At 45.0% G+C, this 16,983-nt stretch carries 12 protein-coding genes; 9 read left to right on the top strand and 3 right to left on the bottom strand.

Translation table 11 applies throughout. The features are described 5' to 3' along the window. Positions 1 to 6 precede the first annotated feature (6 nt). Entirely contained in the window at positions 7 to 1,068 is a 1,062-nt protein-coding gene (gene mutY / locus AMBT_RS16785; RefSeq protein ID WP_013785836.1) for an A/G-specific adenine glycosylase, read from the bottom strand. A 111-nt stretch (positions 1,069 to 1,179) separates the two neighbouring features. Here mutY and AMBT_RS16790 point away from each other — a divergent pair, with 111 nt between their 5' ends. The 6 genes from AMBT_RS16790 to arcA all read left to right on the top strand — a co-directional run bounded on the left by AMBT_RS16790 (position 1,180) and on the right by arcA (position 7,983). Beyond that, positions 1,180 to 1,884, top strand: coding sequence for an alpha/beta fold hydrolase (locus tag AMBT_RS16790; protein WP_013785837.1), 705 nt, complete (start codon positions 1,180 to 1,182; stop codon positions 1,882 to 1,884). Between the two features lie 103 nt (positions 1,885 to 1,987). Continuing rightward, a complete protein-coding gene (gene trmB / locus AMBT_RS16795; RefSeq protein ID WP_013785838.1) occupies positions 1,988 to 2,707 on the top strand; it encodes a tRNA (guanosine(46)-N7)-methyltransferase TrmB in 720 nt (239 codons plus the stop codon). Next, positions 2,707 to 3,786, top strand: a complete 1,080-nt coding sequence (locus tag AMBT_RS16800; RefSeq protein ID WP_013785839.1) for a methyltransferase — start codon at positions 2,707 to 2,709, stop codon at positions 3,784 to 3,786. Before trmB ends, AMBT_RS16800 begins: the two co-directional genes overlap by 1 nt. A gap of 152 nt (positions 3,787 to 3,938) precedes the next feature. After that, entirely contained in the window at positions 3,939 to 5,363 is a 1,425-nt protein-coding gene (gene glgA, locus AMBT_RS16805) for a glycogen synthase GlgA (protein WP_013785840.1), read from the top strand. A gap of 101 nt (positions 5,364 to 5,464) precedes the next feature. Further along, on the top strand, positions 5,465 to 7,120 hold the full coding sequence (locus AMBT_RS16810; protein ID WP_013785841.1) for a sensor histidine kinase: 1,656 nt from the start codon (positions 5,465 to 5,467) through the stop codon (positions 7,118 to 7,120). A 155-nt stretch (positions 7,121 to 7,275) separates the two neighbouring features. Next, the gene (gene arcA, locus AMBT_RS16815) at positions 7,276 to 7,983 is read left to right on the top strand and encodes a two-component system response regulator ArcA (protein WP_013785842.1); all 708 of its coding nucleotides are present in this window, start codon (positions 7,276 to 7,278) and stop codon (positions 7,981 to 7,983) included. A gap of 151 nt (positions 7,984 to 8,134) precedes the next feature. On the opposite strand, the gene AMBT_RS16820 is transcribed toward arcA, so the two are convergent. After that, positions 8,135 to 11,317 (bottom strand): beta-galactosidase, encoded by a 3,183-nt coding sequence (locus tag AMBT_RS16820; protein WP_013785843.1) that lies wholly within the window; start codon positions 11,315 to 11,317, stop codon positions 8,135 to 8,137. Between the two features lie 116 nt (positions 11,318 to 11,433). Between AMBT_RS16820 and AMBT_RS16825 the strand changes: the two genes are divergently transcribed. Then, positions 11,434 to 12,486: a helix-turn-helix transcriptional regulator gene (locus AMBT_RS16825; protein WP_013785844.1), complete on the top strand. Its 1,053-nt coding sequence runs from the start codon at positions 11,434 to 11,436 to the stop codon at positions 12,484 to 12,486. A gap of 66 nt (positions 12,487 to 12,552) precedes the next feature. Here the strand turns inward: AMBT_RS16825 and pmbA are convergent, their stop codons facing one another. Then, positions 12,553 to 13,884 carry a metalloprotease PmbA gene (pmbA, locus tag AMBT_RS16830; RefSeq protein ID WP_013785845.1) on the bottom strand — a complete coding sequence of 444 codons (1,332 nt, stop codon included), beginning with the start codon at positions 13,882 to 13,884 and terminating at the stop codon, positions 12,553 to 12,555. A gap of 72 nt (positions 13,885 to 13,956) precedes the next feature. Here pmbA and yjgA point away from each other — a divergent pair, with 72 nt between their 5' ends. Both yjgA and AMBT_RS16840 read left to right on the top strand, forming a co-directional pair. Next, a complete protein-coding gene (gene yjgA / locus AMBT_RS16835) occupies positions 13,957 to 14,502 on the top strand; it encodes a ribosome biogenesis factor YjgA (protein WP_013785846.1) in 546 nt (181 codons plus the stop codon). An 18-nt stretch (positions 14,503 to 14,520) separates the two neighbouring features. Beyond that, complete coding sequence (locus AMBT_RS16840) at positions 14,521 to 16,944, top strand: Ig-like domain-containing protein (protein WP_013785847.1); 2,424 nt, start codon at positions 14,521 to 14,523, stop codon at positions 16,942 to 16,944. The last annotated feature ends 39 nt before the right edge of the window (positions 16,945 to 16,983 follow it).

Below are 16,983 nucleotides of genomic sequence, written 5' to 3' on the forward strand. Positions count from 1 at the left end.
GATGCGCTAAAGCACATGCACTAATTGTTGAATGATTTTCTTAGTCGGAGCAGCTAAACCTACCTCAATAGGTTCGTTAAACATAAACCACTGGGCTTTTTGTTCTGCCACCTGCTTTCTGGGTACAGAGTTTACCACGGCAAACACCGGTGTTATATCCAAATGAAAATGGCTAAAGGTATGCCTAAACGCCGTTTGGGTTTCAAATGAACTGGCTTCAATACCTCGTTTGGCAAGTTCTGCTTCTGCACTTTCTATGTCTTGGGCTTCAATGAAACCATATAAACCGCCCCACAAGCCGCTAGAAGGCCGCTGCTCTAAATAAACCTGCTGTTGGAACAACGGCACTATAAGTAGCGTACTTCGCTCTGGAATCGCTTTTTTGGGCTTTTTACCGGGAAATTCTGTTTGTGCCCCTTGGGCATAGGCTAAGCAATCATGTTGTAACGGGCATTCATCACACTTTGGCTTACTGCGGGTACATACCATAGCCCCCAAATCCATCATCACCTGAGTGTAGTTGGCACTGCGTTTTTCAGGCGTATTCTTTTCTGCCACTTCCCACAACGCATTTTCTACCGCTTTTTGGCCAGGCCAGCCGCCAATAGCATAGTAGCGAGCAAGCACGCGTTTTACGTTGCCATCTAATATAGGGTGGCGCTGATTTCGTGAAATAGACAATACCGCGCCAGCAGTAGAGCGCCCTATTCCCGGTAAGGCAATAACATCGTCTATATTGTCAGGAAACGTACCGCCATGATCTTCTACTATTTGCTTCGCCGCTTTATGTAAGTTTCTAGCGCGGGCGTAGTAACCTAAACCCGTCCAATGATGCAGTACGTCATCTTGCGCTGCATTGGCAAGCTCTACCACGCTGGGGAAAGATTGCATAAACCGCTCAAAATACGGAATGACGGTGGTGACTTGCGTTTGCTGTAGCATAATCTCAGATACCCACACTTTGTACGGGGTAATATCTTGTTGCCATGGCAGATGCTTGCGGCCATGAATGTCGTACCAAGCAAGTACTCGCTCAGCAAAAGTATTTGGGGTAACCGTATTTGTCATAAAAACTGCGCAGTGAATGACCGTTAGCTACATTTAATAGCCATTAGGTTTTATTGATAAATGGCCTGCTATGTTAGCATGTGAAGGTATAAATGTATTTTAGGAGTCTTTGTGACCACCAGCGCCCCTGTTCTATTTTTACCCGGAACCTTATGCGATGAACGTGTTTGGTTGCCCGTTTGGCAACGCATGAAAATTTCCCAACGTCGCTATGTCCCCTTACAGTGGGCGGCGACTAAAGACGACATGCTAGCGCTTACTTCCGATCGCGTTATTCAAGATGAAAAAGTCCATCTGGTTGGCTTTTCCATGGGTGGCTACGTTGCCGCGCTATGGGCATCGCAGAATATGGAGCACGTGGCGTCTATTACGCTTATTGGATACGATGCTAAAGGCTTATCGAAAGAAGAAATAGCAAGGCGCAAGCAGCTGGTCACTATGCTAAACAGTGGCGACTTTAAGCCAGAAAACCCAGCTTATTTCACGCGTTTTGTACATCCAACTCATCAGGAAAGCCCTGATGTAATGGGCGTTGTACAATCTATGGCAGAAGATTTAGGTAAAAATACTTTGCTGGCTCATACACAGGCCACATCGCCAAGGGAAGACTTTGTAAAAGCACTGGCGAAATCGAAAGTGCCCGTCAATATTATTGCAGCTGCTGACGATGAAGTTGTATCGCTTGCTTCGCTACAAACTGTGGCAGATAACATTGCCACAGCGAACATGTACAAGGTTGAAAATGCAGGTCATATGATGCTGCTGGAACAACCCGAAAAGCTTGCTACACTGCTTAGCAATTGTATAGATGTATAAAAAAACCGCATTTTATGCGCACTTTATTAAATATAGCGTTGCATAACATGCCGCTAACTGGATAATGCGCCACCAGTAAATTGGGGCAAGAAAGGTATTGCAAATGAGGCAATTCAAAAGCCAGGCCGAGGCTGAAGCCGCTGGTGTTCACGTAAGTAAAGTTAAAAGCTTTGTAAAGCGCGAAGGCCGCTTAACAAAAGCGCAAACCCGTGCCATTGAAGAATTTTGGCCAACCATGGGTATCGACTACCAAAATGCCGAACTGGATTTATCAGTGCTATTTGGCAGAACCGCGCCTGTTGTCATTGAAATTGGCTTTGGTATGGGTAAATCATTGGTTGAAATGGCCGCAGCTGCCCCTGAGAAAAATTTCATTGGCATTGAAGTGCATCGCCCAGGCGTTGGTGCTTGTTTAGCTGAAGCTGGCGAACAAGGTTTAACTAATTTGCGTGTGATGGATCACGATGCGGTTGAAGTGCTTAAAAATATGATCCCAGATGGCGCTTTGTCTCGATTGCAATTGTTCTTCCCCGACCCTTGGCATAAAAAGCGTCACCATAAGCGCCGTATTGTTCAACCCGAATTTGCTGCCCTTGTGCTAACCAAATTACAAAAAGGTGGCTGTTTCCATATGGCTACCGACTGGGAACCTTACGCAGAACACATGGCCGAAGTAATGAATTCAACTTCAGGCTATGCAAATACTGCACAAGAAGGTACCTATGTGCCTCGCCCTGAATATCGACCTATCACTAAATTTGAAACCCGTGGCCAAAAGCTAGGTCATGGTGTTTGGGATCTTATTTACGAGCGAGCGCAGTAATGATTTTAACGCCCCAAAGCCAACTATTAGAACGCAATATCAACATTTTTGAGCAAGGCGAATGGTTGTTTATCAATCCTTCAGATGCCTACTTCCTTGATGCCCTTAAGCATAAAAATGTAACGGTAATGCACCAATACTTCGACATATTTTCTGAATGTGTTCGTGTGATATCTTCATCCAGCTTTGATAGCCGAGATATTACTAAAGAGGGCTTTGAGGTAGTGCAAAAAGTGGGGGCGCACACTCATCACTTTACGCCATTTATGTGTAATGAACATACCCACACTGACGTGCTCATTTTTCTGCCTAAAGCGAAATCGCATTTCCAAATGTTATTGCGTATGGCAGCAGGTATGGTGGGTCAAAATGGCCGTATCCATGTAGTGGGCGAAAACAAAGGCGGTATAAAAAGCGCGGCTAAACTCATGCAACCTTACGGGGTTACGCATAAAGTGGACTCTGCCCGTCACTGCAGTTTAATTACTACCATTGTTGAACAGCCTCACTTAGCATTTGAACCAGAAGCTTGGCTTGAAACCGACACTTATGAGATTGGCAATACTAGCTGGCCTGTGTGCTCTTTACCTGGCGTATTTAGTCATGGCGAACTCGACAAGGGCACTAAACTACTACTAGAAAAACATACCTCGGGTATGAGCGGCAACGTATTAGACTTTGCTTGTGGTGCCGGGGTAATTGCTAGTTACTTAATGCTGACCTACCCTCACCTAAAAATGCAGCTGTCTGATATTAGCGCGCTTGCCATTTATGCCAGCGCGATGACATTAGCGGCCAATGGTCAGTCAGCCACCTTACATGCTGCGAATGGTTTGTATGGTATCGAGGGTAATGTACAGCATATTGTCACCAACCCACCATTTCATACTGGGCTTAAAACCGACTACACCATTACTAAGCGATTTATTGAAGATGCTCGTAAAATGCTAAGTCAAAACGGCACTTTGCAAATGGTTGCTAATCGTTTTCTGCCCTACCCGGGGCTATTGTCTGAACACTTTCCACGCGTGTTAACTACTGCACAAACCACACAATTTTCGTTATATCAGGCTGCATAGTAATAACACTTTTGCTAAAGCCTGTGCTAACGTAAATAGATTCCCCCTATATTCGATATATGGGGCTGAAGATATGTCAGCCCTAATTCGCGCAACAGCTATAGAGCCCACTCAGAGGCCATAGGCGCGTTCATATAATACGAGGCGTTCGTGTGAAAATTGTATTCGCTATCTCTGAAGTAGAAGAACTGGTAAAAACAGGTGGCTTAGCAGATGTAGGCAAAGCACTTCCACTTGCATTAAAAGACGCAGGAGAAGACGTAGTTATTGTTATGCCTTACTACAAGGTATTGGCAGACTCGTTAAACTTACCCTCGGCATGTGAAACACAAACGCTGTTCACCGAGTACAAAGTATATAATTTCGAAGTGCGTGTTATGGACTGGCATGGCATACCCGTATATTTCGTCGATTACCCTGAATACTTTATGCGTGAAGGTTTGTATTCCAACGCATACGAAGCCTATGAAGATAATGGCGAGCGCTTTTGTTTCTTTAGTGGCGCAGTATTGGCTACCCTTCAAGCTATCAATTATTCGCCAGACGTTATCCATTGCCACGATTGGCATACGGCCATGCTGCCTTACCTGACTGCTTACGATAACACAGGCTTTTTTGATAAAACCCGTACCGTGTTCACTATTCACAATGCCGCGTTTCAAGGGGTAAACCTACTAGAAAAAGTACCGTTTCTACGCCACCACCCCGGCATACTGGCACAGGTTCATGGCGGTTATATCAATATGCTGCAATCGGGGATCGAGTTTGCGACAAAAGTAACTACGGTAAGCCCCCATTACGCGCAAGAGCTGTTAACCGACCTAGGCAGCCATGGCTTACACGAGCGTTTGGTTAGACGCAAAACCGACCTTTCTGGCATATTAAACGGGTGCGACTATACGCAGTGGAACCCCGCTACAGATTCGTTTTTGCCAGAACATTATGACGTAGACAACTTACTGCCTAAACAAACCTGTAAGCACGCCCTACAAGAAAAGTCCGGCTTGCCGATGAATGTAAGCATTCCACTTATTGGTATGGTGTGTCGTCTTACCGAGCAGAAAGGGTTTGGCTATATTCTGCCTATTCTTGATGAACTGGTTCAGCATAATGTGCAAATCGTTATAGTAGGTACTGGCGATCCTAAAATGTGTATGGATTTAGGTGAATTTGCACAAAATCACCCTTCTCAGTTCGCTTTTATTAATGGGTTTAGCTCAGAGCACGCTCACCTAGTTGAGGCCGGCGCTGACTTTTTCTTAATGCCATCGCAGTTTGAACCTTGTGGGCTGAATCAAATGTACAGTTTGGCCTACGGCACCATTCCTATCGTGCGAGCGGTAGGTGGCTTAAAAGACACTGTGGTGGACAACCGCCATAGCGAAGACGCTACCGGCTTTGTTTTTGAACAACCACGCCCTGAAGCCCTGCTTGCCTGTATTCGTCGCGCTTTACTGTTTTATTACGAGCATCCAGTGAAGTTCAGAGAAATGCAGCAAAGAGGCATGAACACCCGCTTTACGTGGGAACGTGCAGCGGGTGAATATATAAAACTTTACGAATCTATGTTCGTTTAAGTATTTACCCTTTAGTGGCTTGTATGGCGTTTCTTTCTTTTTGTTAAAGAATGCGCCACTATTATTGAGCGTTCATTGAATTAGAAAATCTGATAATCAGCATGACAGATCGGGCTATAAAACTTTCTATACGAAGTTTATTTTTGTGGGTGGTAATGACCATCGCCGCAATTTCGCTGGTAAGTACCTCCGGTTTGTCCATCTACACCCAAATAAATGCTTATCGATACGAATTGGATAACCGCGCAAATCTACTATCTAAGATGACCGCCAATGCGGTTGCCAGCCCGCTAAGAAATTCTAGCCAAGCATTGGTGGAAGAGTCTTTGCAATTCTTAGATGCTGCTGACAAAGTGTTAAACGTTCATATCTATAAAACCTTACCGGATGGCTCTAACACCTTAAGCGCCGTTGAACGTTTTGCTTCATACAACAAAGGCGGCCAGTTACTTATTCCTGGAAAGCAAAAACAGCTAGTCAATCTAGATCAAACTCCCTTACTTACTGAAGATAATGATTATCTAGAAAGTAGTCGGGAAATTTTTGACCAAGAGACCAATGAAGTTTTGGGATGGGTTTATCTTCGCATGTCTGCAGACGGGTTTAGCCAGCACGTTATTAAAACGGTTCTGGTTAACCTTGGGATTATGCTTTTCTTACTCGTATTCAGCTTTTTGCTAGCATTGCGTTTTCAGCGCCGTGCCACTGCACCTATTGAAAAGCTTTCTTTTTTCTTACAACGCACTTCTAGGCAGCGGGACTATTCAGCACGCGCAGAACCGTCGAATATTAAAGAAATAGACGTGCTGTCTGATGATGTAAATATTATGCTATCTCGCATACAAGAATACATGCACAAACAGCGTCAGGCTGAAGAGCAGCATCGAAAGCTGAATGCCAGCTTAGAAGAAATGGTAAGCCAACGCACTAATGCATTGAAAGACGCGAACCAAGCATTAATTCAAACGCTTGAAAAGCTGCATGAGTTTCAACGTCAAATTGTACAAAATGAAAAAATGGCGTCGTTGGGTGACATGGTTGCCGGGGTTGCCCACGAAGTTAACACCCCCATCGGTTTAGGGGTTACAGCCTCTACGATGATGCTCGACCGACTTGCGGTTATTGAAAGGGATTTTGAGAACAAAACCTTAAAAGCCAGTGCCATGAAACGCTTCATGGATGAAAGTCATGAAAATTTAAACATCATTTATCGCAATTTGAACCGCGCAGCCGAGCTAATTTCCAGTTTTAAACAGGTTGCAGTGGATCAATCGAGCGAAAGTAGCCGAACTTTTTGCTTTGCACAGCTAGTTAATGAGATACTACTGTCGTTACAGCCTCGCTTAAAAAAATTACAACACAACATCAACGTAGATTGCGACCCTACCTTATGCGTTGAAACGAAGGCTGGTCCTATTAATCAGATCATTATTAACCTTATTATGAATTCGGTTATTCATGGTTTTGAGAACATAGAAAAAGGCCAGATTGATATCTGTGCTGAATTAATTACAACGAACAAGCTAAAAATAGTGTATCGGGATAACGGCATCGGGATCCCATCAGATATTCGTAAACGTATTTTCGACCCTTTCGTAACCACAAAACGTGGACAAGGGGGGTCTGGATTAGGCATGCACTTAGTGTACAATTTAGTCACTCAAGCGCTCAATGGCTCTATCTCAATTACCAGCGAAGTAGGTAGTGGTGTAGAATTTGTTATTGTTTTTCCTGTTTCCAGTGCGAAAACGTCATAATACCTGTATAACTATTGAACTTTGCTTGAAATTTGTTGGCTAACCCCAATACCTTGAATTTAATGATATTCGATAGTAACTTGCATATAAGTAAACGAATATTAGAATTTAATCAGTAATTGCTTAAACCGATTTTATAAAGAGTGTAAAACACCATGCAGACGCCAAATGTGTTAATTGTTGAAGATGAAGTGGTCACACGTACCACGCTAAAGAGTTTATTCGAAGCAGAAGGGTACAATGTATTTGAAGCTGAAAATGGTGATCAAATGCATGACTTCTTTGAAAATCACGCAATTAATTTGGTTATTATGGATATTAATCTGCCAGGTAAAAATGGCCTAATTTTGGCGCGTGAAGTACGTGACCGTAAAAATGTAGGTCTTATTTTCCTTACTGGCCGTGATAACGATGTTGATCGTATCTTAGGTCTGGAAATTGGCGCAGATGACTATCTAACCAAGCCTTTCAATCCTCGTGAACTGACTATTCGTGCGCGTAACTTATTATCTCGCACCACAAACTCTGCAGAAGACGATGATTTACCAAGCCGTGTAAACTTCAATGGCTGGATTTTGGATGGCGACAGCCGTTCACTTATTTCACCAACAGGTAAAGAATTCCGTTTACCACGCAGTGAATTCCGTGCACTACACTTATTCCTTAGCAACCCAGGTAAAATTCTTACCCGTGAACAGCTAATTATGGAAATGACAGGCCGTGAACTTCGCCCTAACGACCGTACAGTAGATGTAACTATCCGCCGTATTCGTAAGCACTTCGAATCAGATCCTTCTGATGAAGAATTGATTGTAACCATTCACGGTGAAGGTTACCGCTTCTGTGGCTCTGTCGACGGCTAATTAGCCCAAGTAGAGACACCAACGGTAGTTATCGTTGTAAGTAATAGCCTGATTAAATACCAAAAAGCCGCTCAATAGAGCGGCTTTTTTACGTCCAAAATTTATCATGTAAGTGTTGAACGCACTTAAGCTTAGCTAGCGTGCGATGCTCTTATGAGCATGCAGTAAAAGATAAAAAATACCGATAGGCTTTTTTCTCTAACAAAAAGGCCTTGTGCGTACTTGGGCTCCACGAGTCATCGCCGCCTACCCCCATGTGGGCATGGTCGACGTACACGTGAGTACTGTCTGCAGTAGTTAAGTCGCAGGTGTGCTTAGCTTCATCAAGCTGCTTTTGCCCGTACGGGCTTACAGCAAAGTGAAAATCACCCGCTACTTTTACAGCGTTAATACTAAGCTCTCGACAATCACTACGAAGCCCATTGTCGGTAGGAAAGATGTAAGGCGTATGCATACTTGCAATACTTTCACTGTAACTACCAAACCTTGCTGCTGCTAATCGGTCTGGATAATTTTCAAATGGCCCTAACCCCTTCCACTGAATGTTAGCTTCAGTCTGACTTGAGTGAGGCACTGCCCACTGCAAACCGATACGCGGCATAGGTGGCAATGTATCGGCTAACTTAACCTGAACATCTAATGCTAATGTACCTGTTGCATCTACGCGGTAACACCAACTTGTAGCAGCGACTAGCGCATTGTTGTAGTGGTAGTTAAACAGTGCCGTAACACGTACATCGTGTGCACATTCTACAATATCGACATCAACACAGCTGCGTTGCCACTGGCCTATTCCAGCGCGGCGCCAGCGCGACTCCCATGCATTTGGATCGGGGTTATCCACTTCACTTACGCCAATATCATTATCTAACGGTGCCCTGAAGAAGTTATCTTCAAGTGGTGCACTAAGCTGCTCTTCGCCATTGGCTAACCAAGAAGTAAGTAACCCAGTGTTAGCATCAAGCACGAAGTGATTACTTGCCGCGTGAATATTCACCTGAGTTTCGGTGCGCTCTACCGTTACTTTTTGTTTAGCTTTGTCTTTATTCTCGCTATTACTAGCGTCACCAGTATGCGTACTGGCTGATGCTAAAGGAGAAAAATCTGCGGCTGTCAGTCCAGAAAAACCTGCAGTATTGGCAATCTCGAACTGCTCTGTATCTAATACATGCCCAGCATTCGCCCAGTCACAATCATTTCTAAGCACCACATCAATATTAAGGTGGTACGTCGCATCGGGCACAAACTCAATGCTTGGGGTTATCACAAGTGTTTGTGACGACTGGGGGCCAATACTTAATGTTTCAGAGCCGTTAGCAACGCACTCTCCGTTTTCGAGCAATTGCCATTGCAGTGCTTCGTTATCGGTTGAGCGAAATACATAGTCGCTTGCGATGGTTAACTGGTAACTGCCAGCTTGTTCGTTCTGTAAAGATTTAAGCGTGAATGCTAAATGCTGTTGGCAGTATTTAGCTTCAAATAAAGCAGGGTGCGGCGTGCGATCAGGAAACAGCAAACCATTAATACAGAACTGACGGTCGTTATCGGCATCACCAAAGTCGCCTCCGTAGGCCCAATAGGCCTCACCGCTGTCTGTATGCTTCACTAAGCCTTGATCGACCCAATCCCAAATGAAGCCACCTTGCAAACGTGGATAGTCTTTAAATGCCTGCCAGTAGTCCGCAAAGCTTCCTAAACTGTTCCCCATCGCATGAGCGTACTCACACAAAATAACAGGGCGGGTTTCACCCGGTAGCGATAACCATTTTTTAATGGCCCATTTAGGTACGGCATCATCAAGTACATCAGTATCTACTCGGGCATACATAGGCGCGATAATATCGGTAGCGGTAGTATTCGCCCCACCACCTTCGTATTGCACAGGTCGTGAAGGGTCAAAGGCTTTAGACCAACCGTACATAGCATCTTGGTTTGGCCCATGACCACATTCATTACCTAATGACCAAATAATAATAGAAGCGTGGTTTTTGTCCCGCTCTACCATTTGGGTGTAGCGGGCTAAATAAGCCCCTGCCCACAATGCATCTCTAGAGAGTCGCCCCATCGGAAACATACCGTGGGTTTCAATATTGGCTTCATCTACTAAGTACAACCCATATTCATCACACAGTTCGTACCAACGTGGATGATTGGGATAGTGGGCGGTGCGTACCGCATTGAAGTTGTTTTGCTTTAAAAGCTTTATATCTTCAATCATGTCGGCTTCATTTACCGCATGACCTTTGCTTTCATGATGCTCGTGTCTATTTACACCACGAATAAGAATAGGCTTTCCGTTCACGCACAACTGGCCATCAAGCATATCTACCTGACGAAAACCTATGTTGTAGCCTTCGGCAACAACCACATCACCTGCGTCGTTAAACAAAGTGACAACTAGGCGATACAAATAAGGAGTCTCGGCCGTCCATTTATTTGGTTCTGTAACCGCTAGCGATTGAAAAATCACATCATCCCACCCGCCTTTCTCATCTATACGGCGGTTGTTGGTGCCTGACACTGCTTGTTCGGTAACGGCGGTTTCACCATCAAATAACTGAATTCCCACGGTATAGCTTGCTGGTGCATTAATCGCGGTACGCACTTCTAAGCTGCCATCCCGATAACAAGCATCAAGCTTTGGCGTAGCAAACACATCTTGAATATGATGCTGAGGTTTCGTTACCAATACCACATCGCGGAATATACCGCTTAACCACCACATGTCTTGATCTTCTAAATAACTTCCGTCAGACCAGCGAATAACCATTACCGCTAAGCGATTTTCACCAACCTTTAAAAAAGGCGTTAAATTGAATTCGGCCGGTAAACGGCTATCTTGCGAATACCCCACATATTCGCCATTGCACCAAAGATGAAAGGCACTATTAACCCCTTCAAACACAATATGATTACGCAGCTGTACTGCTTCTTCGCTTACCGTAAACGTTTTGCGGTAGCAGCCTGTGGGGTTATCGCTAGGTACTTCTGGCGGGTTTACCGGAAAAGGATATTTAACATTGCAGTAAATAGGCTTATCAAACCCCTGCATTTGCCAGTTTGAAGGCACGGTAATAGACTGCCAGTTTGCAGCTTCAGGCAGTGCGTCAGACAATACCTCGCTCAGTAAGTCTTCTGTAACGGCCTCAGGTTGGGGATATAATCTAAAATCCCACTCGCCATTCAAACTTTGTTTTTGCGCATTAGCGTTATGTTTAGCATCTTCTTGAGTTAAAAAACCGTTTAATGGACTATGTCCATTCACGCGATTTCTTTGAAATACGACAGGGTTTTGCCAATCTTTTTGCGCAACAACTTGAGCAACATTTGCCATTACTGGCTCCTTTTACGATAAGGTTTTTTAATAACAGGTGAAATATAGCGGAAACACGCGCAATCCTTTATGCTTGTTTCTCTCTTTAATTTATCCAAAACTCTCATTTTACAATTATGCAACCTATTAACTTAGCTTCTTCTGGCTCCCAAAATGTGCATGCGCAGAGAACCTTTCGCGATATCGTGAATATTGGGCCACACTGCCTTGAACGCTTTATAGACAGTACAAATGCGCCAGAAATTAAAGCGCTAGACATTGAGTTGGCGGGTTGCTCGAATTTATCGGGTACTTATCAAGTAGGCCGAGTTACGCCTCCTAACCACACTATTTTTTATTCTTTAAAAGGCAGCGGCAAAATACTCACCCCGTCTGGCGAGTACGCACTACCAGCTTCAAGTGTGATTATTTTGCCAGCGCACCAAAGTTTTGAAGTACAAATTGAATATTTTGATGAAACCAGCGCAACGCCGGATGCAACTGAAGTAACGAAAAGCGAAGCCAGTGAAGTACAAGATAGAGTTAACGCTGAGAAAGTCCCGCGAGATAAGAAAGAGCAAAGCTCAGAGCGAGCGCCGGCTGCGGTTCAAGCGCCGCGAGCCAATCAAGCGCCGCGTGCGGATCAAAAGCAGTGGGACATTATTTGGCTTAATTTATCTGATTGCCCTCGATGGCAGCATTTTTTTGATGTAGCACACCCCGTTCAGCACAACATTGAGTTGTCAGGGCTACATCATGCGATGGAATTATTGTATTTAGAAACCAATAGCCAACATAGGCAAGCGGTGATTCCAATTATTCAGCAATATTTGCAGCATATTGCCACCCCGGTGAAAAGCACGCACCAAGTACGATTATCGGCCCTGTTTGCTGCGGTAGAAAAGCAATTGCAGTTCAATTGGGATATAGACGCCTTGGTAGACAAAGTACACTACTCGGCCCCTCACCTACATAGGCTATGCCTTGCGCAGTTTGGTCGAAGTCCCATGCAGCATGTTATCTATCTGCGCATGGTAAGGGCTAAAAATTTACTGATAAGCACGCAATGGCCCATTGCTTATATTGCCAATTACGTGGGCTACAGCAATGTGTTTACGTTTTCGAAGCGGTTTAAAAAATCAGAAGGCATGCCGCCCAGCGAATTTCGCCAGCGGCAGTCTTTACATTAAGCAAGTTCGTTCAAACGCGCTAGGTAAACCGAGTGGGTTTGAACGACTTAAATCGAAACAGAGAAACTAGCTTCCTGCTATTTTCATCTGATTAATAAGAATAGAACCGGTATGCACACTACCGCGCAAATCTTTGTCTTTCCCAATTGCCACAATGCCTGCGAACATATCTTGTAAGCAGCCAGCAATGGTGACTTCATGCACTGGGTATTGAATAACACCATTTTCTACCCAGAACCCAGCTGCACCGCGAGAATAATCGCCGGTCACTGTGTTCACGCCCTGCCCCATAAGCTCGGTAACGTATAAGCCAGTGCCCATTTCTTTTAGCAGGTCGCTGTCGCTATGACCTGTGTCGCCCACTAACCAGTTGTGTATGCCACCTGCGTGACCATTGGTTTGAGTGTTTAGCTTACGAGCCGAATAGGTTGTGTAAAGATAAGTAGAAAGCTTTCCACCATCAACTATTGTCATGTCTTTACAAGCAACGCCTTCATTGTCGAAGCTAGAACTCGCTAAGCCCGACTTTATAAATGGGCGTTCTTCAATGTTTAGCCACTCAGGAAAAATTTGTTTACCTAAGCTATCTAACAAAAACGATGAACGACGATACAAACTACCACCGCTAATAGCACCCACATAATGCCCAAATAAACTAGACGCTATGTCTTTGTGCAAAAGAATAGGCACCTGAGCCGTATTAATCTTACGAGCCCCCAAACGCTCTACAGTGGCTTTTGCCGCTTCTTGCCCAATAGATACTGCCGATTGCAACAAAGGCGCCTGGCGGTCTACTGTGTACGCGTAATCGCGCTGCATATCACCATCTTGCGAACCAATCACCATGCAGCTTAAGCTGTAACGGCTACTTGGATACCCAGCATTAATACCGTGGGTATTACCGTAAACACGCATACCAAGGTTAGCGTTATACGATGCACCGTCTGAATTTGTAATGCGAGGGTCGTAACCTAATGCCGCAGATTCCGCTTCAATCGTGGTGGCAATGGCTTTCTCGGTATCAAGCTCTTGCGGGTGATATAAATCTAAATCGGGGAATTCTGTGGCCATAAGTTCAGCATCGGCAAGACCAGTACAAGGATCTTCACTGGTGTACTTCGCAATATCTACGGCTTTTTCCACGGCCCGGGTAAGGGCTTCTTTGTTTAAGTCAGCCGTTGATGCGCTGCCTTTTCGCTTACCTACGTAAACACTAATTCCCAAGCCGCCATCGTTGGTAAACTCTACGTTTTCAACTTCTTGCATACGTGAAGATACCGCAATACCTTCCACTTTTGACATGCTTGCTTCTGCTTGGGTTGCCCCATTTTTTAGGGCTAATTTCAGTACATCATCAACGACATTCTGAATTTCTGATAACTGTTGCTCAATTTGCATAGTAAGTTTCGCTGTCTAAATCCGACTGTGATAGTTACAATTTAGCTAAAGTGTAACACTTATGAGTTTGAAATGAGCGATCAGAAATCTAAATCACGACAACAATCTAAGTTAGAAAGCGCCGAGCCAGAAGAAGAGCTCATTAGTAAAAGCGAACTAAAGCGCCAATCTAAAGACTTACAAAAGCTGGGGCAAACCGTAGTAAACCTTACCCCTGCTCACTACGCCACCATTCCGCTTGATGAAGAATTGAAAGATGCGTTAGATATTGCCCGTGTCATCAATAAGAAAAAAGACGGCTACAGAAGGCAACTTCAGTTCATTGGTAAGCTGCTTAGACAAAGGGATAATTCCCCTATTGAAGTCGCCTTGGCTAAAATAACCCATCAACATCAAGCAAATAACGCTGCGTTTCATGAATTGGAACGTGCTCGCGAAGATGTGATCACCCGTGGTGACGACGCTATTCAGGGGCTTATTGAAGAATATCCTGAACTAGATAGACAAAAATTAAGGCAGTTCCACCGCCAAGTGAAAAAAGAACAAGAAAAGAATGCTCCCCCTAAGGCTTACAGGGAGTTATTCCAATATTTAAAAGACGTTACTCAAAAAGAGTAGCAACATAAGGAGAGGTTTATGGGGCGGCTTTTAGCGGCATTTGCTTTCGTTTGGGTATTATCAGGATGTAACGGTACCTCGGGGGCAAACGGCGACGACCCCTTTGGCAGTTCGGATGACGATAGCACCACCTCTCCAGTCGTAGCACTTTCTCTTGAGATAGGCGATGCTAACTGTAATACGGTTAATCAGGCTAGTTTCGATATTGGTGATACTGCCTGCATTACTGCGACCATTACGGAAGATGGTGCCGCGTTAGCCGGAGAAATTGTCAGTTTTACAAGCGGTATAGGCACGCTCTCTGTTAGCGATAAGCTCACTGACAGTAACGGTGAAGCCATTGTGTATCTAGACTCAGATAGCGCTATCGCTGGTGCTAGCACGATAACCGCGACATACGACAGCACATCGTCAGAAGCAAACATTGAGTTTTTGATTGCCGACACCGATACCGTATTTTTACCCACCCTTTCACTCACCTTAAGTGACAGTGCAGGCAATCAAGTCAGTAGAATTACCGCTGATGAAACCGGCACCCTTAGTGCGTCGCTAGTAAATATCGATGACACCCCAATTACAGATGCCATTGTTAGCTTCCAGGTATCTCGCGGCTCGGTAAGCATAGATGATGCGCTAACTACTAGTGACGGCCTTGCCAATAGTCAGTTACTCCCTACCGACGATGACCTAGGTGCCGGAACGGCCACTGTGTCATACGTTTACAATGAACAAACCCTAACAGCCACGCTCAATTATGAAATTCAGTCTTCTGCGGTAACCGATGAAGTTATTCGAATTGGTACGTTTGATAACGGCGAATTTGTCGCTGGTTTATTAGGGGTAGACGGTTACACCACGGACGAAGACGTTGTCATTGCCGCTGGCGCAACCCTTGGTGTTAACGTAGCACTGGTTAATTCTGAAGGCGAAACTTATGCCACTAGCATTCCTGTTACCTTTAGCTCTGTTTGTGTGGCGAACGATAGTGCCGATATTGATGAAACCGTATTTACCGCCAGCGGACAAGCTCGCTCTACATTTCAAGACAACAGCTGCGCGGGAAATACCGGCTTCGACGACGAGGTAAGTGCAACGGTTACCATCAATAGCAGTACGTTAAGTGTGTCCCGCTCTATAGAAATTCTGCCTGAAACCGCAGGTAGCATCGCCTTTATCGATGCGTCTCCGTCATCGATTGTAATCAGTGGTACGGGCGGCCAAGATGCAAGCTCAGTATCAAGAGTAACTTTTCAAGTTAATAGTGCGCTGGGTAATCCACTTGCTCAACAAGAAGTGGCGTTTAGTTTAAACAGTAATATTGGTGGCCTGGCGCTTTCCCCTGACACTGCACTGACTAACTCTGAAGGCCAAGTCAGTACCTTTGTGACTGCCGGTAGCGTACCTACTGCAGTTCGGGTCACTGCTGTTACTGAAATTGATGATACTAGCATTCAGTCTCAGTCTGACTTACTTAGCGTGAACACTGGGTTGCCAGATCAAAACAGTATTAGTTTGTCGCCATCGAGTTTGAACCCTGAAGCGCACACCATTAACGGCAACGAACTGACCATTACCGCTAGCGCGGCTGATGCTTTTAACAATCCAGTGCCAGACGGCACCACGCTAAACTTCACCACCGAAGGCGGATTAATTGAACCAAGCTGTACCACCCAAAGTGGCAGTTGCAGTGTGACTTGGACAAGTGCCGAACCAAGAGTCGCCGACCACCGAATTACGGTCATGGTGACAGCAGTAGGCCATGAAACCTTAATAGATGCTAATGGCAATAACCTATACGACGATGCTGATGGCGGCGCAATTACCGGCAGCACGGGTAACGGACTATCCATATTACTGCCTGATACCACCGGCTTTATCGATTACCCTGAAGCATGGAGAGACGACAACGAAAACGGTAGCTATGACGCCACAGAGCCCTTTTTCGATTACGACAGTTCAGGTGACTTCACCCTGGCCAATGGACTATTTGATGGCCCGCAGTGCGATGCCACAAGCTGTGGAAACAGCGCGCTGCATGTGAGGCGTGCCATGGTGATTATTATGTCATCGTCATCTGCATTACTAACGTTTAACAGCAGTACCGATGCGCTAGCGAACAACACTAATCCGCCTGGGTTAACGCCTGTGTTGAGTATCCCAAGAGGAAGCAATGCGTTGCTATCGTTAGCGTATTCAGATACCGCCAATCAGCCATTAGCGGAAGATACTGAAATTAGCATTACAAGCTCTGAAGGAGGTATTTCAGGTTCACTTGAAGCCACAGTACCTTCTACCAACGAAGCAGGTAGCAGACAGCTATCATTCGTACTGACAAACCTATTAGATGAGTCGGAAGCCAGCACCAGTGCGATTGTAAGTGCGCTAGTGACCTCTCCCAGTGGCGTTACTACCAGTCTTGATATGGTAGTCACTTTAGAATAGAAGGCTCTTTCGTAACTAACATGCTGCACTGACCGTATA

Origin of the sequence: Alteromonas naphthalenivorans, assembly GCF_000213655.1 — a bacterium.
Classification (GTDB): Bacteria; Pseudomonadota; Gammaproteobacteria; order Enterobacterales; family Alteromonadaceae; genus Alteromonas; species Alteromonas naphthalenivorans.